This is a genomic window from Rhodococcus sp. YH1, from assembly GCF_009939605.1.
Classification (GTDB): domain Bacteria; phylum Actinomycetota; class Actinomycetes; order Mycobacteriales; family Mycobacteriaceae; genus Rhodococcus; species Rhodococcus aetherivorans.
In genome coordinates this window covers 18,350-38,122 of the sequence record NZ_WVTE01000033.1, presented here as the reverse complement: position 1 = coordinate 38,122, position 19,773 = coordinate 18,350, and the positions used below count along the sequence as shown (strand labels likewise).

At 71.8% G+C, this 19,773-nt stretch carries 23 protein-coding genes; 9 read left to right on the top strand and 14 right to left on the bottom strand.

Annotation, left to right across the window (positions count from 1 at the left end):
* Nucleotides 1–71 precede the first annotated feature (71 nt).
* From AIIKEEIJ_RS03765 to mrf, 5 genes are all read right to left on the bottom strand, one after another.
* A complete protein-coding gene (locus AIIKEEIJ_RS03765; RefSeq protein ID WP_202916546.1) occupies nucleotides 72–1,460 on the bottom strand; it encodes a HAMP domain-containing sensor histidine kinase in 1,389 nt (462 codons plus the stop codon).
* A gap of 38 nt (nucleotides 1,461–1,498) precedes the next feature.
* Nucleotides 1,499–2,188, bottom strand: coding sequence for a response regulator transcription factor (locus tag AIIKEEIJ_RS03760; RefSeq protein WP_006944976.1), 690 nt, complete (start codon nucleotides 2,186–2,188; stop codon nucleotides 1,499–1,501).
* A 101-nt stretch (nucleotides 2,189–2,289) separates the two neighbouring features.
* Nucleotides 2,290–2,463 carry a 50S ribosomal protein L32 gene (gene rpmF, locus AIIKEEIJ_RS03755; RefSeq protein ID WP_006944977.1) on the bottom strand — a complete coding sequence of 58 codons (174 nt, stop codon included), beginning with the start codon at nucleotides 2,461–2,463 and terminating at the stop codon, nucleotides 2,290–2,292.
* 30 nt (nucleotides 2,464–2,493) lie between these two features.
* A complete protein-coding gene (locus AIIKEEIJ_RS03750; protein ID WP_006944978.1) occupies nucleotides 2,494–2,748 on the bottom strand; it encodes a type B 50S ribosomal protein L31 in 255 nt (84 codons plus the stop codon).
* Entirely contained in the window at nucleotides 2,745–3,959 is a 1,215-nt protein-coding gene (gene mrf / locus AIIKEEIJ_RS03745; protein WP_161994964.1) for a ribosome hibernation factor-recruiting GTPase MRF, read from the bottom strand. The genes AIIKEEIJ_RS03750 and mrf overlap by 4 nt, the downstream gene beginning before the upstream one ends.
* Nucleotides 3,960–4,076: 117 nt before the next feature.
* Between mrf and rpmB the strand changes: the two genes are divergently transcribed.
* From rpmB to AIIKEEIJ_RS03720, 5 genes are all read left to right on the top strand, one after another.
* Nucleotides 4,077–4,313: a 50S ribosomal protein L28 gene (gene rpmB, locus AIIKEEIJ_RS03740; protein WP_161994963.1), complete on the top strand. Its 237-nt coding sequence runs from the start codon at nucleotides 4,077–4,079 to the stop codon at nucleotides 4,311–4,313.
* Nucleotides 4,313–4,477, top strand: coding sequence for a 50S ribosomal protein L33 (rpmG, locus tag AIIKEEIJ_RS03735; protein ID WP_003937781.1), 165 nt, complete (start codon nucleotides 4,313–4,315; stop codon nucleotides 4,475–4,477). Before rpmB ends, rpmG begins: the two co-directional genes overlap by 1 nt.
* 3 nt (nucleotides 4,478–4,480) lie before the next feature.
* Nucleotides 4,481–4,786: a 30S ribosomal protein S14 gene (gene rpsN / locus AIIKEEIJ_RS03730; RefSeq protein WP_006944984.1), complete on the top strand. Its 306-nt coding sequence runs from the start codon at nucleotides 4,481–4,483 to the stop codon at nucleotides 4,784–4,786.
* Nucleotides 4,787–4,796: 10 nt separating this feature from the next.
* The gene (gene rpsR, locus AIIKEEIJ_RS03725; RefSeq protein ID WP_006944985.1) at nucleotides 4,797–5,057 is read left to right on the top strand and encodes a 30S ribosomal protein S18; all 261 of its coding nucleotides are present in this window, start codon (nucleotides 4,797–4,799) and stop codon (nucleotides 5,055–5,057) included.
* A 193-nt stretch (nucleotides 5,058–5,250) separates the two neighbouring features.
* Nucleotides 5,251–6,144 (top strand): DUF559 domain-containing protein, encoded by an 894-nt coding sequence (locus AIIKEEIJ_RS03720; protein WP_161994962.1) that lies wholly within the window; start codon nucleotides 5,251–5,253, stop codon nucleotides 6,142–6,144.
* Between the two features lie 31 nt (nucleotides 6,145–6,175).
* Here the strand turns inward: AIIKEEIJ_RS03720 and AIIKEEIJ_RS03715 are convergent, their stop codons facing one another.
* From AIIKEEIJ_RS03715 to AIIKEEIJ_RS03690, 6 genes are read right to left on the bottom strand one after another with little or no spacing between them, the layout of a single operon-like run.
* A complete protein-coding gene (locus AIIKEEIJ_RS03715; RefSeq protein WP_161994961.1) occupies nucleotides 6,176–7,189 on the bottom strand; it encodes an alcohol dehydrogenase catalytic domain-containing protein in 1,014 nt (337 codons plus the stop codon).
* On the bottom strand, nucleotides 7,165–8,766 hold the full coding sequence (gene phnE, locus AIIKEEIJ_RS03710) for a phosphonate ABC transporter, permease protein PhnE (RefSeq protein WP_161994960.1): 1,602 nt from the start codon (nucleotides 8,764–8,766) through the stop codon (nucleotides 7,165–7,167). The genes AIIKEEIJ_RS03715 and phnE overlap by 25 nt, the downstream gene beginning before the upstream one ends.
* The gene (gene phnC / locus AIIKEEIJ_RS03705) at nucleotides 8,763–9,695 is read right to left on the bottom strand and encodes a phosphonate ABC transporter ATP-binding protein (RefSeq protein WP_029542021.1); all 933 of its coding nucleotides are present in this window, start codon (nucleotides 9,693–9,695) and stop codon (nucleotides 8,763–8,765) included. Before phnC ends, phnE begins: the two co-directional genes overlap by 4 nt.
* A gap of 1 nt (nucleotide 9,696) precedes the next feature.
* Nucleotides 9,697–10,659 carry a phosphate/phosphite/phosphonate ABC transporter substrate-binding protein gene (locus tag AIIKEEIJ_RS03700; RefSeq protein ID WP_006944992.1) on the bottom strand — a complete coding sequence of 321 codons (963 nt, stop codon included), beginning with the start codon at nucleotides 10,657–10,659 and terminating at the stop codon, nucleotides 9,697–9,699.
* Between the two features lie 30 nt (nucleotides 10,660–10,689).
* Nucleotides 10,690–11,367 carry a phosphonatase-like hydrolase gene (locus tag AIIKEEIJ_RS03695; RefSeq protein ID WP_161994959.1) on the bottom strand — a complete coding sequence of 226 codons (678 nt, stop codon included), beginning with the start codon at nucleotides 11,365–11,367 and terminating at the stop codon, nucleotides 10,690–10,692.
* A gap of 32 nt (nucleotides 11,368–11,399) precedes the next feature.
* The gene (locus AIIKEEIJ_RS03690) at nucleotides 11,400–12,530 is read right to left on the bottom strand and encodes a TIGR03364 family FAD-dependent oxidoreductase (protein ID WP_161994958.1); all 1,131 of its coding nucleotides are present in this window, start codon (nucleotides 12,528–12,530) and stop codon (nucleotides 11,400–11,402) included.
* 97 nt (nucleotides 12,531–12,627) lie between these two features.
* Between AIIKEEIJ_RS03690 and AIIKEEIJ_RS03685 the strand changes: the two genes are divergently transcribed.
* The gene (locus AIIKEEIJ_RS03685; RefSeq protein ID WP_006945000.1) at nucleotides 12,628–13,344 is read left to right on the top strand and encodes a GntR family transcriptional regulator; all 717 of its coding nucleotides are present in this window, start codon (nucleotides 12,628–12,630) and stop codon (nucleotides 13,342–13,344) included.
* Between the two features lie 52 nt (nucleotides 13,345–13,396).
* Here the strand turns inward: AIIKEEIJ_RS03685 and AIIKEEIJ_RS32495 are convergent, their stop codons facing one another.
* Complete coding sequence (locus AIIKEEIJ_RS32495) at nucleotides 13,397–13,555, bottom strand: hypothetical protein (RefSeq protein WP_006945001.1); 159 nt, start codon at nucleotides 13,553–13,555, stop codon at nucleotides 13,397–13,399.
* A gap of 169 nt (nucleotides 13,556–13,724) precedes the next feature.
* Between AIIKEEIJ_RS32495 and AIIKEEIJ_RS03680 the strand changes: the two genes are divergently transcribed.
* From AIIKEEIJ_RS03680 to AIIKEEIJ_RS03670, 3 genes are read left to right on the top strand one after another with little or no spacing between them, the layout of a single operon-like run.
* On the top strand, nucleotides 13,725–14,651 hold the full coding sequence (locus AIIKEEIJ_RS03680; protein ID WP_006945002.1) for an AEC family transporter: 927 nt from the start codon (nucleotides 13,725–13,727) through the stop codon (nucleotides 14,649–14,651).
* Nucleotides 14,652–14,674: 23 nt separating this feature from the next.
* Nucleotides 14,675–15,067, top strand: coding sequence for a hypothetical protein (locus AIIKEEIJ_RS03675; protein WP_161994957.1), 393 nt, complete (start codon nucleotides 14,675–14,677; stop codon nucleotides 15,065–15,067).
* Nucleotides 15,068–15,070: 3 nt separating this feature from the next.
* The gene (locus AIIKEEIJ_RS03670) at nucleotides 15,071–16,237 is read left to right on the top strand and encodes an MFS transporter (RefSeq protein ID WP_161994956.1); all 1,167 of its coding nucleotides are present in this window, start codon (nucleotides 15,071–15,073) and stop codon (nucleotides 16,235–16,237) included.
* 106 nt (nucleotides 16,238–16,343) lie between these two features.
* On the opposite strand, the gene AIIKEEIJ_RS03665 is transcribed toward AIIKEEIJ_RS03670, so the two are convergent.
* Both AIIKEEIJ_RS03665 and AIIKEEIJ_RS03660 read right to left on the bottom strand, forming a co-directional pair.
* On the bottom strand, nucleotides 16,344–18,281 hold the full coding sequence (locus AIIKEEIJ_RS03665) for a vWA domain-containing protein (RefSeq protein WP_006945008.1): 1,938 nt from the start codon (nucleotides 18,279–18,281) through the stop codon (nucleotides 16,344–16,346).
* On the bottom strand, nucleotides 18,281–19,666 hold the full coding sequence (locus tag AIIKEEIJ_RS03660; protein ID WP_029542008.1) for a sigma 54-interacting transcriptional regulator: 1,386 nt from the start codon (nucleotides 19,664–19,666) through the stop codon (nucleotides 18,281–18,283). The genes AIIKEEIJ_RS03665 and AIIKEEIJ_RS03660 overlap by 1 nt, the downstream gene beginning before the upstream one ends.
* Between the last annotated feature and the right edge of the window lie 107 nt (nucleotides 19,667–19,773).

Here is a 19,773-nt window from a genome sequence, read left to right as displayed (position 1 = left end):
GGCTCGTCGTTCGGCTTCCAGCATGCCCGCAGCGGCTGAGAGTCCGCTTAGATCCGACGGCGATTTTCCTGTCAATCCGCCGGGTGTTCGAGCTGCGGGGTGCCGGGCAGCACGATCCGGACGAGGGCACCCCCACGCGACGAGATGTCGACCGCGATGGTGCCGCCGTGCTTCATCACCACCTGCCGCACGATCGCGAGGCCGAGGCCGGATCCGGGCATCGACCTCGACGCGGTGGAGCGGTAGAACCGCTCGAACACCAGCTCGCGGTCCTCCTCGGGGATGCCGGGCCCGGCGTCGTCGACGGTCAGTTCCATCAGGCCGGTGCCGAGCTGGCGCATCGACACCAGCACCTCGGCGTCGGCGGGACTCCACTTGGCAGCGTTGTCGAGGACGTTGAGCACCGCCCGGGAGAGCGCGGCGTGGTCGCCGTAGACGAACCACGGTTCCGTGTGCGCCGTGAAGTCGATGTCGGAGCGGCGGCGCCGGGCGCGTTCGAGGCTGCGCTCGACGACCTCCGAGATGTCGACGGGTTCGAACACCGTCTCGGGGGCGTCCTCGCGGGCGAGGTCGACGAGGTCGCCCACCAGGGTGGACAGCTCCTCGATCTGCGCCACCACGTCGGCGCGCAGCTCCGCCATGTCCTCCTCGGGCAGGTTCGGCGCGTCGGGCCGGCTCGCCGCGATGAGCAGCTCCATGTTCGTGCGCAGCGACGTCAGCGGGGTGCGCAGCTCGTGGCCGGCGTCGGCGACGAGCCGGCTCTGCCGCTCCCGCGACTCGGCGAGGGCGCGCAGCATCGTGTTGAAGCTCTCGGTGAGCCGGGCCAGCTCGTCGTGCCCGGTCACGCGGATCGGCCGCAGGTCGTCGGTGCGGGCGACCCGCTCGGCCGCCGCGGTGAGGCGCGCGACGGGGCGCAGACCGGTGCGTCCCACCGTCGCGCCGGCAGCGGCGGCGAGCACCACGCCGCACCCCCCGACGACGAACAGCACGCTCGCGAGCCGTTTGAGGATGTCCGCCGTCGGCTGCAGGCGCTGGGCGATGACGATGGTGCTGCCGTCGGGGATGCGCTGCGCGAGCACCCGCTGATGGCCGACGGTGCGCAGCGACGACTCCCGTTCGCCCTTCGCGACGGCGAGTTCGGCGCCGCCGATCGGGACGGACGACCCGGGCGGCACGTACTGCCCCAGGTTGGAGTAGATGAGCGCCACGCTGATGTCGGAGCTGTAGAGCTGGGCGCCACCGATGTAGCGGGGGTCGTAGGTGATCAGGGTGCTGCTCTCGACGAGCGCGGCAGCCCGCGCCCGCAACTGCTTGTCGACGTCGGCGTAGAGGGCGCGGGCCACCACCGCGTACGCCGCGATGGAGGTCACCGCGACGGCGATCGCCACCGCGCCGGCGGCCAGCAACGTGACACGCCGGCGCAGCGGCACCGACCGGGTCAGCAGCAGCGGGGGGCGCATGGGGCGCTTCGAATCCGGGTCGGCGCCGTCGAGCCGGGTCACGGCGGGGTTTCCCGCAGGACGTAGCCGACGCCGCGCACCGTGTGGATCAGGCGCGGCTCCCCGTCGGCCTCGGTCTTGCGGCGCAGGTAGCCCACGTACACCTCGAGGGCGTTGCCGGAGGTGGGGAAGTCGTAGCCCCACACCTCCTCGAGGATGCGGCTGCGGCTGAGGACCCGGCGGGGGTTCGCCATGAGCATTTCCATGAGCGCGAACTCGGTGCGGGTGAGGCTGATCGACCGGGTGCCGCGGGTGACCTCGCGGGTGGAGGGGTTCAGCGTCAGGTCCGCGAAACGCAGCGTCTCCTCCGACTCGGTGGCCGGGTCGGGCGAGGCGCGGCGGAGCAGCGCGCGAAGCCGGGCGAGCAGTTCCTCGAGCGCGAACGGCTTGGGGAGGTAGTCGTCGGCACCGGCGTCCAGGCCGGCGACGCGCTCGGAGACGGAGTCACGGGCGGTCAGGACGAGGATGGGCAGGTCGTCGCCGGTGCTGCGGAGTCGGCGGCACACCTCGAGGCCGTCGACCCGCGGCATCATCACGTCGAGGACCATCGCGTCGGGCCGCTCGGCCGCGACCTGTTCGAGGGCGTCCTGCCCGTCCGTGGCGAGTTCGACGGTGTATCCGTTGAAGCTCAGTGATCGGCGCAGGGACTCCCGCACCGCCCGGTCGTCGTCGACCACCAGAATGCGCATGGCCTCCAGTGTGGACCCGACCGCTGAGAGGTGTCTGAGAGGGCGGCGGCGTGTCCGGCGAGGGGGACCCGCCCGGCGCCGCGGTTCCCCCTCGCGGGTCGTCACACCTCGTTCGGGTCGATCACCCCGAGCCGCACGGCCTTCACGAGCCGTCGCGGGACGTGGTGCGTGACACCGGCGACGGTGACCGGCACCAGGGCCGGGACCTGCGCGTGCCACTGCGAGCGGCGGCTGCGAGTGTTGGACCGGGACATCCGGCGCTTGGGTACTGCCATGGTGGTTCTCCTCGGGTGTCCGGGTGGGGGTCAGGGCCGGCGGCGCTTGCCGTACTTGCGTTCGAACTTCTCGACCCGGCCGGCGGCGTCGAGCACGCGGGCAGTCCCCGTCCAGAAGGGGTGGGATTCGCTGGTGACGTCCACGACGATCAGCGGGTAGGTGTTGCCGTCGGACCATTCGACCGTGCGGTCGGCGGTGACGGTGGAGCGGGTCAGGAACGCCGATCCGGTGTTGGCGTCCTGGAACACCACGGGGTGGTAGTCGGGGTGGATGCCGGGCTTCATGCTCGTCCTTCTCCTTCTGTCGGTGCGGTGCCGGCGGTGGGTGCCGGCAGGTCGTCGCACGGGTCTTCGTGGTACTCGCCGAACGGGTCGTCCCACGTCGGCCAGGCCGCCGGGTCGGCGAACTCCTCGTCGGTGAGCAGTGCCCACTCCAGGGCGCGGTGGATCTCGTCGGGGTTCGCGTCGTGGGTGAGGATCACCATCGAGGTGTCGCGGTCCCCGTGGGTGTCGTCCCAGCGCAGTGCCGCCATGGCCCGCCGTTCGCCGGAGACGCGTTGCTGTTGCTCGGGAGTCATCGCGGCGAGCCACGGCCCGGCGTGGGCGACGCGCAGGCCCTCACCGGCGGACTCGATCAGCAGCGCGTTGTCCGGTTGCGTCGCGACCCAGGCCCGGCCGCGGGCGCGGACCACGCCGTCGAGGAGGACGTCGATCGCCTCGTGCAGGCGCTGCGGGTGGAAGGGCCGGCGGGCACCGAACTCGAGCAGCCGCACGCCGCAGTCCTCGCCGAGCGGTGGTTGACCGCGCAGCAGCGGAGAGTGCGCGTCGGACACCGTCCCGCGCCGCGCGCCGGGCGGGATCTGCCGGAGCAGGTGTTCGACGTCGACGTCCTCGCCCCACGCCAGGGGTGCGTCGGGCGCGAGCCGCGAGAGCACCGCGTGCAGCTTCGCCTGCTGCCAGCCGTCGGCTCCGGGCCGGACGACGAGGGCGTCGGCGAACTCGACCTGGCCGACGACGACCTGGGCGACGGTGCGGTCGTCGTCGAGTTCCTCGTCGCCGGTGGCATCGGCGAGCCAGGTGGCGGCGTCGATGCAGGTGACGGTGGCCTCGATCCGCACGTCGTGGGCGGCGGGTCCGTCGATCTGCCCGACCACGCCGGAGACGACGACGTGCTCGACGGCCCAGCACAGCGCCTCGGGTTCGAGCCGTGGGTCGAGGAGCAGGACGATGCGGTCGACGTTGCTGCGGGCGTGCAGGCGCCGCAGCAGCGGGAGCAGATCCTCGCGGAGGGTGCAGGAGACGCAGCCGTGGGCCAGTTCGAGCACGTCGAGGCGGTGGTCGTGCACGGTGGTGAGGGTGCGGCGCACGACCCCCTCACCGACGTGGTCGAGGTCGTGGTGCACGACGACGGTTCCCGGACGCAGCAGGGCCCGCGCGGTGCGTTCGGTGGGTCCGCGCCGGCCCGAGACGACGATCAGCGGCGTTCTGGTGTCCACCGGAACCCCTTTCGGTAACGATTGTCATTAGCTCGAAGGGAGCGTACAGTCGCTCGGGCCATTTGTCGAAAACGATTGTCGTTACGCCCTCGGGGCGCCGACAGGAGGGAGCCCGCCGTGTCGGCGCACTGCCAGGTGACCGGACGCAAGCCCGGCTTCGGGAAATCCGTCTCCCATTCGCACGTCCGCAGCAATCGCCGCTGGGACCCGAACATCCAGCGCAAGACCTACTACCTGCCCTCCGAGGGACGCCGGGTCACCCTGACGCTCTCCGCCAAGGGCATCAAGACCATCGACCGCGACGGCATCGAAGCCGTCGTCGCCCGCCTCCGCACCCGAGGAGAAAAGCTCTAGTGGCCCGCAACGAGATCCGACCCATCGTCAAGCTCCGCTCCACCGGCGGCACCGGGTACACCTACGTCACCCGCAAGAACCGGCGCAACGATCCCGACCGGCTGGTCCTGCGCAAATACGATCCCGTGCTGCGCCGCCACATCGACTTCCGCGAGGAAAAGTAGGCCATGGCCAAGAAATCGAAGATCGCCCGCAACGAGCAGCGCAAGCTCGTCGTCGCCCGCTACGCCGCACGTCGCGCGGAACTGAAGGAGATCGTGCGGCGCCCGTCGAGCACCGACGCGGAACGCCTCGCCGCCCGGACGGCCCTGCAGCGTCTGCCGCGCGACGCCAGTCCGGTACGATTGCGCAATCGAGACGCTGCGGATGGACGTCCGCGCGGCCACCTGCGGAAGTTCGGGCTCTCACGCGTGCGCGTGAGGGAACTCGCGCACCGCGGCGAGCTGCCCGGCGTCCACAAGTCGAGCTGGTGAGGAGCGAGTCATGGCAGTCAAGAGGGGCCCGTCGAAGAAGTCGCGTGCCGTGGAAGGCCGCAAGCCCAAGAAGAACCCGCTGTTCGCGGCGAAGATCGAGTACGTCGACTACAAGGACGTGAACCTGCTCCGCACGTTCATCTCCGATCGCGGCAAGATCCGCAGCCGTCGCGTGACCGGCCTGACCCCGCAGCAGCAGCGGCAGGTCGCCGTCGCGGTCAAGAACGCCCGCGAGATGGCGCTGCTGCCCTTCACCACCACCAGCAAGTAGAGCTCCACTCGCGACGAGGGTCGCGCGGGCACGTGCCCGCGCGGCCCTCGTCGTATCTGTGGACCGTCGAGTGTGCACAATTCGCGCTGGCTCACGGTGTGTCGTCCCGAGATGTGCACACTCGCGCGAGTTGTCCACAGGCCGTCGCGACCGCGGTTCCCTCCCGCACGGTCACCGGGCATCCTCGGCGACCATGGGGGAATTCGACGAACCGTTCCTGGGGACGCAGGCCGTACGGGCGGGCCTTCTCACGCCGCACCAACTTCGGCGCTTCCGGCGCGTACACCGGGACGTGTACATCCACCGGGACGCGGCCGTCACACCGTACGGCCGCGCACGGGCCGCATGGCTCTGGGCGGGAGGCGACGGCGTGCTGGCCGGCTACTCGGCCGCTGCCCTGTTCGGCAGCCGATGGATCGACGCGACCGCGCCCGCCGAACTGATCCGACGCGGTAGCCGCCGGGGTACGGACGGGGTCGTCGTGCACGCCGAGACTATCCTCGACGACGAAGTGTGCACGCTGGCAGACATGCGGGTGACGTCTCCGGCCCGGACCGCGTTCGATCTCGGCCGTCGTCTCGTCCTGGATACCGCGGTCGAACAGCTCGACGCGCTGTGCCGTGCCACCCGCTTGGACCCTGCGCATGTCGCCGAACTGGCCGATCGGCACAGCGGCGCCCGCGGCGTGCGGCGGCTGACGCAGGCGCTCCCACTGGTCGACCCCGGAGCCGAGTCGCTCCCGGAGACGCGGGTACGGCTGCTTCTCGTGCGTGGCGGCCTACCCCGCCCCAGCACCCAGGTCCCGGTCGCCGGCGTGGACGGACGCATCCTGGGGTGGGCCGACCTGGGCTGGAAGCAATGGCGCACCCTCGTCGAGTACGACGGCATCCATCACTGGACGGACGAGCGACAGCGCACCAAGGACATCGAACGATACGAGGCATTCGCGGCGCTGGGCTGGTCCGTGGTCCGCGTCAACTCCGAACAACTGCGCCTGCGCCCCGGATCGGTCGTGGAGCGCGTGCGGATGCGGCTTCGAGCGGCAGGCGCTCCCGTCCGACCGCCGAGTGCGCACAATTCGCGCTGAGTCACGGCGTGTCGTCACGAAAAGTGCGCGCTCACGGGGCGACGGACGCGCGCAGGGCGGGCGCGGCGGGCCGACTCAGGGCGTCCGCGAGATCGTCCAGCCGGACCGGTTCGGCGACGAGTTCGTCCCACGGGTAGGTACCGGCCGTGCGGGTCAGGAACGCCACGGCACGACGGAGGTGGGCGGGCTCGTAGTTGTGGACTCCGGTGACGGTGAGCCACCCCCGCACGACGGCCTCGGGGTCGAGGGGCACCGAAGGGCCCGGCGTCACGGACCCGGCCAGCACGAGGCGGCCCCCGACGTCGAGCCGGCGCAGGCACTCCCCCACCGCCGCGACGGATCCCGAGAAGTCGAGCGCGACGTCGACGGGGCCGCCCTCGTCGCCGAGGGCCCCGAACCGCTCGGCCACCGCGATCCGTTCCGCATCCGGGTCGGCGACGCGCACATCGGCACCGGCCGCCGCGCACAGCGCGATCGCGGTGACCCCGAGCAGGCCGGCGCCGCACACCAGCACCCGCCGTCCGGCGACGTCACCGGCCGCCTCGACAGCGGCGACCGCCGTCGCCGTCGCACATGCCGCCGGGGCCGCGACGACGTCCGGCACCGAGTCCGGCACCCGGACCACGCCCACCCCGGCCGGCAGCACGATGTGGTGGGCGTAGCCGCCCGACAACGCCCAGTCGCCGTCGAACGGTTCGTGCCCCACCTTGCGCACGGCCCGGCACTTGGCGGTCCGCCCGGACACGCACCTGTCGCACGCGCCGCACGAGGCCGTGACAGTCCACACGATGCGCGCGCCGACGACGGTCCCGGCACCGGGACCGGCCGCGACGACGTCACCGACGGCTTCGTGCCCCAGCACCGACGGCCGCGGCCCGGGCCGCCGTCCGGCGACGGTGTGCAGGTCGCTGCCGCACACGGTTGCGAGCCGGACACGCACCAGCAGTTCCCCGTCACCGAGCCGCGGGACGGGGACGTCGCGCACGTCGACGCCGTCGCCGGTCCACACGGCCGCGCGCGTCAGACCACCAGCGACCGGATCCATCCCGACATCCTTTCGATCAGGTAGACGACGGCGAACACGATGATCACGATCGCTCCGGCGAACTCGAAGTTCAGGGTGCGGATCGCCTCGAACAGCAGGAAGCCGACGCCGCCGGCGCCGACGATGCCGAGCACCGTCGAGGTGCGAATGTTGACGTCGAGCAGGTAGAGGCTCGAGCCGATGACGGACGGCACCGCCTGCGGAATCACCGCCGCGAACAACGTCTTCCACCAGCCCCCGCCGACGGCCCGCACCGCCTCGACCGGCCCGGGATCGATCTCCTCGACGGCGTCCGCTACGAGTTTGCCGAGGAATCCCACGGATCCGAGAGCGAGTGCGCACGCCCCCGCGACGGGGCCGAGGCCGATCGCGGCGACGAAGATCACCGCGAGGATCAGCTCGGGCACCGCGCGGACGAACAGGATCACCGAGCGAGCCGACCAGTACACAGCCGAGTTCGGGGACACGTTGCGGGCGGCGAGTATCCCGAACGGCAGGGAGAGCACGATCCCGGCGGCCGTGGCGAGCGCACCGATCGCGAGGGTTTGCAGGACGGCGTCGAGCAGCCTGCCGCCGACGGCGGTGAAGTCCGGCGGGAGCAGCCGGGTGAACACCTCGAGTGACGGACCGATCCACGTGACCAGCGCACGCGGGTCGATACGCAGGCTGATCAGTGCACCGATCGTGGCGGCGGCGACCGTGCCGGAGAAGATGAGTCGCGCGGCTCTTTCCCGGCGCGGATCCGGAACGGAGGGTGCCAGCAGAACCCGCCGGACGACGACCGCGAGCACCTCCATCGCGGCGATGATCGCGAGGATCACGCACACGATGCCCAACGCGCGCGGATACACCAGGCCGCGCAGGGCGTCCTGGAGCGCGAACCCGATGCCGCCGGCACCGACGAAACCGAGCACGACGGAGGTGCGCAGGTTGATGTCGATGCGGTAGACGAAGGTACCCATCCAGGACGGAACCACCTGGGGCACCACGGCATTGAGCATCTCGCGGACATAGCCGGCACCCGTGCTGCGTACCGCCTCCCGTGGTCCGGGATCGGTCTGCTCGACGGCGTCGGCGAACAGCTTGCCGAGCATGCCGATGGAATGCAGCGCGAGCGCGAGCACGCCGGGCAGGACACCGATGCCGAGGGCGCGGACGAACAGCACCGCGAACAGCAGGTCCGGCACCGCCCGGCAGAAGGTGATCACCGCGCGCGCCACCGTGTACACGGCGGGGTGCGGGGTGGTGTTGCGGGCGGCCAGGAAGGCCAGCGGCACCGACGCGACGGTCGCGAGCACCGTCCCGAGCACCGCCATCAGCAGCGTGTCGAGGGCGAGTTTCCAGATCCGGCCCGGATCGTCGAGGGTGGGTGGAAACATGCGGCCGAGCAGGCCGGCGACGTCGTCGAGCCCGTCGAGCAGTGCCGCGGGGGCGAAGTCGATGTAGCGGGCGGAGACCAGGACGACGAGGAGCGCGACAGCCGCGCACGTTCCCAGCAGACGCCGGCGGCGGACGGCCGACCGCGGCAGGCGCCGCCCGACACGGTCGGGCGGCGACGGCGCGAGGGCGGTGCTCACGACGGTCCCGTCGGCGCCGAGGCCGGCCGGGCGGCCGGGTCGACCCGCCGGTAGATGTCCATGGCCTCACCCCTGCTCAGCTCCACGGCCGGCCGGTCGAGCACCTTCCGTCCGCCGCGCAGGCCGACGATCCGGTGGGCCCAGCCCAGCGCGAGGTCCACCTGGTGCAGGGTGCACACGACGGTGAGCTTGTCCTCCATGCACACACGGAAGAGCAGGTCCATCACCACCCCGGCGTTCTCGGGGTCGAGGGACGCGACCGGTTCGTCGGCGAGCAGGACGGTGGGACGCTGCATCAGCGTCCGCGCGATCGCGACCCGTTGCTGCTGCCCACCGGAGAGGGTGTCGGCGCGACGATCCGCGAGGTCGGCCAGCCCCACGCGGTCGAGGTGGTCGAGGGCCTCGGTGCGCATCCGCTTCGGGTACGTCGCGGCGCCGTAGCGGGGCAGGCGCAGGCGCCCGAGCCCGCCGACGAGGACGTTCTCGAGGCAGCTGAGCCGGCCGACGAGGTTGAAGTGCTGGAAGACGAACCCGACCTCCCGCCGCAGCATGCGCAGCTCGGCGCGGGACGCCAGATCGACGCGGGTGCCGGCCACCTCCACGGCCCCTTCGGTGACGCTGTGCAGACCGTTGAGGCAGCGCAGCAGCGTCGACTTGCCGGAGCCGGACAGGCCCAGCAGCACGACGAGTTCGCTGCGGTGCACCTCGAGGTCGACACCGTCGAGAGCCACGGTGTCGCCGAACTTCTTCGTGACGCGACGGGCGGAGACGACGACGTCGTCGCCCGCGACGGTGAGGTCTTCGTCGCCCGCGACGGTGAGGTCTTCGTCGCCCGCGACGGTGAGGTCTTCGTCGCCCGCGACGGTGAGGTCTTCGTCGCCCGCGACGGTGAGGTCTTCGTCGCCCGCGACGGTGTGATCGCTGTTCAACTCAGCCCTTGCACTTGTCGGACTCGGTCAGGGCACACACCTCGCGCACGCCCTCGTAGTCGGCGTCGGTCGCGGCGACGACGCCCCACGCCCGTTCGTCGGTGATGCGGCACTCGCCGTCGCACAGTCCCGCGGCGCGCATGTGATCGGCATTGGCCTTGTCGACGAAGATCGTGCGGAGCCGGTCGACGGTGTCGGCACCGAGCGAGTTGCTCGCCACGAACAGCGAGCCGGCGATCGTCTCGGACTCCCAGACCTTCTTCAGTTCGCCTTCCTTCAGGTCGCCGCTGGCGATCATGGTCTCGTCGACCATGGTGTCGAAGGCGAATCCGGCATCGCAGTCGCCGGCAGCGATCGCGAGGGCCGAGGCGTCGTGGCCGCCCGCGTAGATCGGGTTCACACCGGCGGCGACGGCCTGCTCGGTGCCGGATTCGACGACGCCGGCCTCGATGAGTCCCGCGGAGGGGTAGAGGAATCCGGACGTGGATCCCGGGTCCACGAAGCACACGTCCTTGCCGGCGAAGTCGTCGATGCCGTCGATCTCGGTGTTGTCGGAGCGGGTGAGGCCGTAGGACCGGTAACCCGGCTCGCCGCCGGCGGCCTGGACGACGGCGCCGAGCGGGCTGACATCGGCGCCGTTGACGCCGGCCACGACGTAGGCGAACGGGCCGAAGAAGGCGAGGTCGACGTTGTCGGCGATGATGCCCTCGACCACGCCGGCGTAGTCGGAGGCCTGCACGAACTCGACATCGGCGCCGGTCTCGCGCTCGAGGAGCGCGATGAGCGGGTCGTAACCGGCCTGCAGGTCCGCCGAGTTCTCGGCGGGAATCGCGGCCAGGGTGAGCTTCTCGGGGAAGCCCTGGGCGTTGACGGCGTCGGGATCGGAGCCGCCGCAGGCGGTGAGGGCGAGAGCGAGGCCGGTCGCGAGCGCGGTCGCGGCGACCGTTCGGCTGGAGCAGTGCATGTCGGGAAGTCCTCGGGGTCGGGGTGTCTGTCAGGACTGCAGGAGCAGATCGGGCAGGTCGGCGACGGAATCGACGATGTGGGTGGCCCCGGCGTCGCGCAGCGCCTGTTCGTCATGGGCGCCGGTGCGGGTGCCGGCGACGACGGAGGCACCGGCGCGGCGGCCGGAGAGCATGTCGCCCACGGTGTCGCCGACCACGGCGACCTCGCGAACGTCGTCGATCTCGGCGCGCAGCAGCGCGGTGAGCACCAGGTCGGGGTACGGCCGGCCGCGAACGGCGTCGGACGGCGCGAGGGTGAGATCGGCGAGGTCCTCCCAGCCGAGGGCGGCGAGCAGCCGGTCCTGAGTGGCGCGGCTGAAGCCGGTGGTGAGGGCCACGGCGAGGCCGGCGTCGCGCAACCGGATGATCGCCTCGGCGGCCCCGGGGATCGGCTCGACCTCGCCGGCGTCGACGAATTCGTCGTAGGCCCGTTCGAAGGCGGCGTTCGCGGCGCGGGCCCGTTCCTCGGAGCCGAACAGGGACCGGAAGACGACGATCTTGGACCGGCCCATCGTGTCGAGGACGTAGCCCCGGGCGGCGTCGCGTTCGGGCCCGTCGGTGGGCAGTCCGACGCTGGTGGCGGCCGCGTCGAAGGCGCGGAGGACGAGGCCGCCGTCGGCGACGGTGGTGCCGGCCATGTCGAGCACGGCCAGTCGGATCACAGTCATTGCTACTCCGGAATCGTTGCGGGAGAGGATGTTCAGAGCTCGAGGAGATCGGCGGTCCGCTCGCCGAGGTAGGGGCCGAGGGTCATGCCGCGGCCGCCCGGCCCGGCGATGATCCAGATGTCGTCGTCGACGCGGGCACGGTGGACGAGTTCGGTGGGATCGAGGCACTGGCTGTAGACCCCGGCCCAGCGCCGCATCACCGGCGGGAGCCGGCGTCCGAGCAGGTCCTCCGCGACGGTGACGAGGTGCTCGTACGGGGCCTCGTCGACGTCGAAGGCGAACGGTTCGTCGTACTCGTGGGTGTCGCCGAGAGTGAGCCCGCCGTCCAGGCGCTGCACGCACAGCAGCTGCATGCGGTGCCGCTCGGCGGTGAGCGCCTGCGGTTCGCGCGCCTTCAGCTCCTCCAGCGCGGCCCCGGCGAATCCCGGGTAGTAGCGCAGACTGTCGCCGTCGGCGACGGACGTGGTGAGCTTCTCCCCCAGCGGCGCGGTCTGCATCATCTGCAATCGCACGCGGCGCAGGGGCAGGTCGCCGCCGAGTTCGCGGGCGAGACCGGACAGGGTCGCTCCGGGGCACACGAGCACGAGGTCGGCCTCGTGGACGGCGCCGTGGTCGTCGCGCACCTGCACGGTGCCGTGGGCGGTGCGGGTCACGGTGCGCGCCTCGGTCTCCGGCCGGAATCGATACCGCCCGGAGGTGGCGAGGTGCCACCGGATCGCGGGCAGGGCGACGCGGGATTCGACGGCGGCGTCGGTGCTGCAGTGCAGACCGGCGACGAACTTGCCGCGCAGGGCGGGATTGAGCCGCCGGACCGCCTCGGGCTCGAGCAGGGTGAAGCCCCGGTCACGCGCGTCGGCGCGGTCCGCGGCCTCCCGGGCGACGGCCACCTCGGCGTCGGTGCGAAGAAGGGTGATCGATCCGTTCGCCCGGAAACCGATGCCGGGGACGCGGGCGCCGAGGTCGGCCCACAACTCGCGGGAGCGCAGGGTGGCAGCCAGTTCGCCCTCGGTACGCCCGGAGACCCACACGAGGCCGAAGTTGCGGACGGTGGCGCCCCGGGCCTCCGGTTCGCGTTCGAGGTGAACGACGTCGTGTCCGCGGCGGACGGCGGCATCGGCGTGGGCGGTGCCCAGAATGCCGCCGCCGATGATCAGGATTCGCATGGCCCCGAGCCTGAGCGATGGTCTAGACCAATGAGGGGACGGCAGGCGAACGCGCGGTGAACAATTGGTATAGACCAAAATCCGGTACGCTTCGAGCGTGACAGCAACCGCTCGCGAGGCCCGGGTCCCCAAGCACCAGATCGTGCGGCATCAGGTCGACGCCCTGCTCGACGAGCTCTCCGTCGGCGACCCGGTGCCTTCCGAGCGCGACCTCGCCACCCGGTTCGACGTGGCCCGGGAGACCGTGCGCCAGGCGCTGCGCGAGCTCCTCGTCGACGGCCGCATCGAACGCCGCGGCCGGGGCACCGTCGTCGCGAAGCCCAAGATCCTGCAACCGCTGATCATCGGCTCCTACACCGAGGCCGCCCTCGCGGAGGGCCGCAGCGCGGGACGCATTCTCGTCGGCTGGACCGACCTCGCCGCCGACCCCGACCTCGCCGAGGTACTCGCGATCGCCGTCGGCGACCCCGTCCTCGAACTCGAACGCGTCCTGCTCACCGACGGCGTCCGCGTCGGACTCGAACGGACGCGCCTGCCCGCCGATCGCTATCCGGGACTCGTCGACAGCTTCGACTCCACGTCGTCGCTGTACGCGGCGATCCGCGCGCGCGGGATCACCTTCGCGCGCGCGGTCGAGTACATCGAGACCACCCTGCCCGACGCCCGCGAGGCGGCACTCCTCGACGCCGACATCCGCACGCCCATGCTCCTGCTCAACCGCGTTTCCTACGATCAGCACGACGCGCCGATCGAGCAGCGGCGGTCGCTCTACCGCGGGGACCGGATGACGTTCGTCGCCACGGTGACGCCCTGAGTCCGCCCCGGAGCACGGCGGCGAGGTGCGCCGGTCCCGGGCCCGGAGCCCCTCAGGAACCGTCGTCGCCGCACACGCCGAGATGCTGCAGGACCAGTTCCTGCCGTCGCACCAGCCGCTCAGAGATCGTCCAGTCGGCGTGCTGGTAGCGCGGATGCTGAGCCAGCGCGATGACGTTGGCCGGAGGGTAAACAATCGGGTCGGTCGGCATTTTTTCAGCATCGCAGACTTTCGCCCGCGATGCCCCGCCGGGCTCCCAACCTCATCGTTCCTGCTGCCCGGCACGCCCGGTGAGCCGCGGTGCCGTTACCGCCGGTAAGGTTCTCGGCCTGGCGTGCAGCGCCTGAGTGTCGGGTGGTGACGAAGGGTTGTGACGGTCGGTGTCGGGCGTGATCGCGGGATTCAGCGTCATCTTCGTGATCATCGCGATCGGATTCGCGCTCGGCCGCACCGGCACGCTCGGACCCGAGGGACAGTTCGTGCTCAGCCGGATGGTGTTCTTCGTCGCCACCCCCGCGCTGCTGTTCGACTCGCTGGCCACCTCCGACCTGTCGGTGATCTTCTCCCCCACCCTGTACGTCGCCGCGGCCACGGCGTTCGCCGTCGCCGCGCTCTACCTCGTCGTCGCGAAGCTGTGGCTGCGCCGGCCCCTGCCGGAACTGACGATCGGCGCGCTCGCCGCCTCCTACGTCAACTCCGCCAACCTCGGCATCCCGATCGCGGTGTTCGTCCTCGGCGACGCCTCCTTCGTCGCGCCGCTCCTGCTGTTCCAGATCGTGCTGTTCTCCCCCATCGCGTTGACGATGCTGGACCTGTCCACGATGCGCGCCGGGGCGTCCCGGATGGAGACGATCACCGCCCCGTTCAAGAACCCCATCGTGCTGGCCGGTGCGGCCGGGCTCACCGTCGCCGTCGCCGGCTGGACGCTGCCCACCGCGCTGATGCAGCCGTTCCACCTCCTCGGGGGCGCCTCGGTGCCGGGTGCCCTGCTCGCGTTCGGCCTGTCGCTCCAGGGCGTGCGGGTGCTCGAAAAGGGCACGAGCCCACGCCGCGACGTCGCGCTCGCCTCGGTACTCAAGATCGTGGTGCAGCCCGTCCTCGCCTACGTCATGGCCCGCCACCTGATGGGCCTCGACGGGCACGAGCTCTTCGCGATCGTCGTGGTGGCGACGCTGCCGACCGCACAGAACGTGTTCGTCTACGCCAGCCGCTACGGCCGCGGCATGGTGCTCGCCCGCGACGCCGCGCTGGTCACCACGCTCGCCTCGATACCCGCGATCGGCGTCGTCGCCGCGCTGCTGGCATGACGGGCACGGCTAGGTTGAGACCCATGCGATTGCTGCTGCTCGCCGCCTGCTGCGTCCTGGCCGTCGCGTGCGGTCCGGGCGGCGCCGGCGTCCCCGCCCTGCCCGAGGCGCCGACGCCGGAGGGGGCAACGGTCTTCACGGCCCGCGACGATCTCGTCGACCCGCACCCGATCCCGATACAGTCGTGGACCCGCGTCGGCGGCGACCGCATCGCCGTCCACTTCGAGACCGGCACACCCGAGTGTTTCGGGGTCGACGCCACCGTCACCGAGTCCGGCACCTCCGTGACGGTGGCGCTGCGCGGCGGCACGCTGCCCGAGGCGGTGGACCGGGCGTGCCTCATGATCGCCGTCACCGGTGTGCTCGAACTGACGCTGCGGGCGCCGCTCGCCGACCGGATCGTGACGGCCGGCTGATCGATGGCCCGCATCCCCCGGCACTGGCTGCTGCTCCTGTGCACGGCGACGGCGCTGCTGCACGCGACGTTCCAGTCGGTGCGCGTCCTCGTCTCCTACCGCGTTCTCGCCCTCGGCGGCGACGCGGCCGTGATCGGCGTGGTGACGGCCCTGTTCGCCCTCGTTCCGCTGGTGCTCGCGGTGCCCCTCGGCCGGGCCGTCGACCGCCGGCACGCGGCCGGAATCCTCCGGGCCGGGGTGGTCGTGTCGGTGGCCGGTGCGCTGATCATCGCCCTCAGCCCGGACCTGCTGGTGCTCGGTCTCGGCAACGCCGTCCTGGGTCTCGGTCAGCTCCTGGTGACGGTGTCCGGGCAGGCGTTCGTGTCGATCCTGTCGCCGCCGGGCGAGCTCGATCGCGGCTTCGCGGGCATCACCCTCGGGGTGTCGGTCGGTCAGGCGATTGGGGTGCCGCTCGCCGGCGTGATCGCTGCGGCGAGCAACAGCGAGACCGTCGAGACCACGCCGGCGCTGCTCGTGATGACGGTTCTGGCCGCGATGGCCCTGCCGTTCGTCGTCGGCTTGCGCGAACCACCCGGCTCCGGACGCACCCCGGACGACGCGCCCCCGCAGTCGGTGCTGTCGATGCTGCGCACGCGCGGGATGAAGCCCGCGATGTTCTCGAGCCTCGTGGTGCTGGCGTCCGTGGACATCGTCGTCGCGTACCTGCCGCTGCTCGGTGAGGAGTTCGGATTCGGGGTGCTGCTCGTGTCGGCTCTGCTCACCGCCCGCACCGTCGCGTCGATCGTCTCGCGCGCGGTGCTGCCGTGGGCGCTGCGGACGATCCCGCGGCGACGTCTGCTGCTGTCGGCGACGGCGTGCACTGCGCTGCCCGTCGCGGCCCTGCCGTTTCTGCCCAACCCGTGGGCGCTGGGCGCGCTCCTGGCGCTCTGCGGCGCCTTCTGGGGTTTCGGGCAGCCGCTGACCATGACGTGGGTGGTCGAACTGGTGGCACCGGCGGACCGGGCGTCGGCGCTGGCGGTACGCCTCACCGGCAACCGTCTCGGCCAGGTGTCGGTGCCGTTGGCAGCCGGCGCGATCGCCGGGGTCGCCGGCACCGCCTCGGTGTTCCTGGTGACCGCGGGACTGCTGTCGGCTGCCGCGGTGAGCACGTGGCGGGCGCTGCGCAGGTAGACGCCACCCGTGCGCGCTTTCGGTAGCTCCCACTACCGGAACCGCGCACGGCCGCGTCAGCGGCGGCGCAGCCGCGCATAGTCACCGCCGGCGCAGCCGCGCATAGTCACCGCCGGCGCAGCCGCACGTAGTCACCGACGACGGCGGCGCCGAGTCCGTCGACGTCGGGCGCGACGACCCGCCCACCGACCCGGCGGGCCATACGGTCGACGATCCGTGCCAGCCCGGGATCGTCGCCGAGCCGGAAGATCGTCACGTGCGCACCGGCGCGGGCGAGATGATCGAATTCGCGGACCGTCATCCCCAGGGTGCGGGCGCTGGGTGGATAGTCGAACGCCGCGTAGCCGTCCGCCTCGAGGTGCGCGGTGGGTTCGCCGTCGGTGACCACCAGCACCACCGGCTGGGCGTTGGAATGCCGGCGCAGGTGCCGGCCGGCCAGCATCAGCGCATGATGCAGGTTGGTGCCCTGCTCGTAGACCCCGTCCAGCCCGGCGAGTTCGGTGGCGGTGACGACCCGAGCGTGCCGGCCGAACGCGATCAGCTGCAGCGCGTCACCGCGGAACCGGGTCGAGACCAGGTGGTTGAGGGCCAGTGCCGTGCGCTTCATCGGCACCCATCGACCGTCCATCACCATCGAGAACGAGGTGTCCACCAGCAGTGCCACGGCGGCCTGGGTGCGCTGCTCGGTCTCGACGACCTCGACGTCGGTGACGTCCATCCGCACCGGGATTCGCGCGGGAGCGCGCAGGGTGGCGTTGGTGAGGGTGCGCACGACGTCCCACGGCTCGGTGTCTCCGAACTCCCACGGACGCGACGCCCCGGTGGGCTCGCCCGTCGCCCCCGCACGGCGGGTCTCGCGCTGCCCGCCGCGGGTGGACAGCTGGTCCATGACGTCGCGCAGCGCGGTCCGGCCGAGTTCGCGCATCGCCTTGGGCGACAGTCGCCACTGCCCGTCGGCGCCGCGGTCGAAGAACCCCTGCCGTTGCAGTTCCTTCTCGAGCTGGGCGAGCATGCGCGCGTCGGCCGCGGCCTCGTCGCCGAGCTGGCGAGCCAGCGCGTCGAGGTCGATGTCGTCGAGGGAGGCCCCGGCGTACTGCTGGGAGAGCTGCTCGGCGAGCGCGTCGAGTTCGGCAACCTCCTGCAGCGCCCCGGTCGCTTCGCCGAGGCCCATGCCCTGGTCGCCGCGGAACCGCTCCGACCCGGTCCAGTCCTCGCCGGGACGGGCGGCGCGCAGGTGCGAGTCGAGGCGGTCGAGCTGCGACATCAGGCTCGGCGAGCCGAACGCCTGCTGGGCGAGGGCGTCGAGCTCGTCCCGCTGTTCCTGGCTGAGCGAGTTGCGCAGTCGCTGCGCCGCCGCCGCGCGCTGGGCGAGCGAGTCGAGCAGTTCCTCCACGTTGCGGGGGTTCTCCGGGAAGAAGTCGCCGTGCTCGGCCATGAACTGCTCGAAGTCCTCCTGGGTGTCCTCCCCGCGGGAATGCTTGTCCAGCAGATCGTTCAGATCCTCGAGCATCCGGTTCACACGTTCGCGGTCCTCGTCGGTCGCGCCTTCGAGGGCCTGCTTCATCCCGGCGAACCGCTGGTCGAGCATCTCCCGCCCGAGCAGATCGCGGATCTTCTCGTAGTCCTCCCGGGCTTGCGAACTGCGCCAGTCGTAGTCGGCGAGTTCCTGCACGGCCTGGGCGGCGGAGGCGGGCAGTTCCTCGATCCGCATCTCCGCGAACCGGGCCTCGTCGTCGAGAGCGCGCGCGAGCGCCTTGCGCTCCTCGAGCACGGCCCGGTCGAGCAGCTCGCGCACCTCACGCAGGGTGCCGTCGAGATTCGTGCGGTCCAGCAGGTCCCTGCGACGCCGATTCGCCTGCGCGGCAAGCCGGTCCAGGCCGCGCATGGACCCGTGCCCGCGGCGCAGCAGCTCCCGCAGCGCCCGTCGCGGCGAACTGCCGGACAGCACGTCCTCGCCGATGGCGGCGAGGGCCTCACGCAGATCCACCGGCGGGGCGAGCGGGTCGCCGCCGTCGTAAGGTCCGTACCTCGCGCCCCGGCTCATCAGGAGTACACCGCGGCACCGTCGTCGTCGGCGTGCTTGGCGATGCGCCGCGCCAGATAGAGGCCCTCGAGGGCGAGTTCGACGGCGGCAGCCCGGGTTCCGATGCCGTCCGCGCCGAGCCGTTCGGCGACGACGTCGAGGACGGGCAGGTCGGGCAGCTCGTCGAGCAGCGCCTTGGCGGTGATCCGGTCGCCGGTCACCACCGGCCGGCCCTGCTCGACGGCCGCGACGAGCGGACCGAGGTCCACCCCGGCCAGCCGGGTTCGGGCGGCGTCCGCCGTGGCCCGCCGGAGCAGGTGGTCGAGCACCTCGAATTCCCGTCCCTCCTCGCCGGATTCGAACTCGACCTTGCCGCGCAGCACCTCCACGACGGTGCCGAGGTCGACGGGCCGTGCGACGGGGTCGGCCTCGCCGAGCACGGCCCCGCGACGCATCGCGGCGGCCGCGACGGTCTCGGCGCCGGCGACGGCGAAGCGCGCGGACACGCCGGAACGCTGGTCCACCGACGTGGATTCGCGCAGCAGGCGGGTGAAGCGGGCCAGGATCTCGAGCAGGAAGTCCGGGACCCGCGACTGCAGCTGCGCCTCCTGCTCGATGACGGCGATCTCGTCGTCGAGCTGCGTCGGGTAGTGGGTACGGATCTCGGCGCCGAACCGGTCCTTGAGCGGGGTGATGATCCGGCCCCGGTTGGTGTAGTCCTCCGGGTTGGCGCTGGCGACGAGCAGCACGTCGAGCGGGAGCCGCAGCGTGTACCCGCGCACCTGGATGTCGCGCTCCTCCATCACGTTGAGCAGCGAGACCTGGATGCGCTCGGCGAGGTCGGGCAGCTCGTTGACGGCGACGATGCCGCGGTGGGCGCGGGGTACGAGACCGAAGTGGATGGTCTCGGGGTCGCCGAGGCTGCGGCCCTCGGCGACCTTGACGGGGTCGACGTCGCCGACCAGGTCGGCGACGGAGGTGTCGGGGGTGGCGAGCTTCTCGGCGTAGCGCTCGCTGCGGTGCCGCCAGGCGACGGGCAGGTCGTCGCCGAGCTCCGCGGCGCGGCGGATCGAGGCGGGGGTGATCGGGTCGTAGGGATGCTCCCCGAGCTCGGAGCCGGCGATCACCGGTGTCCACTCGTCGAGCAGCAGGGGCAGGGTGCGCAGCAACCGGGTCTTGCCCTGACCGCGTTCGCCCAGCAGCACCACGTCGTGGCCCGCGAGGAGGGCGCGTTCGAGTTGCGGAACGACGGTGTCGTCGAATCCGACGATGCCCGGCCACGGGTCGATGCCGTCGCGCAGGGCGGCGAGCAGGTTCTGCCGGATCTCGTCCTTGACGGAGCGGTGCACATGGCCCGAGGCGCGCAGCTCGCCGAGGGTGGACGGCCTGACTGTGGGTGACGTCACCCCTCCCAAGGTACGAGCGTTCGGTGATTTCGGCACCTGCAGCCGCGGCGCGTCGCCGCGGCGGGAACGCCGCGCGGGAGCGCCTGCCCGGCCCGGTTCGGTACCCG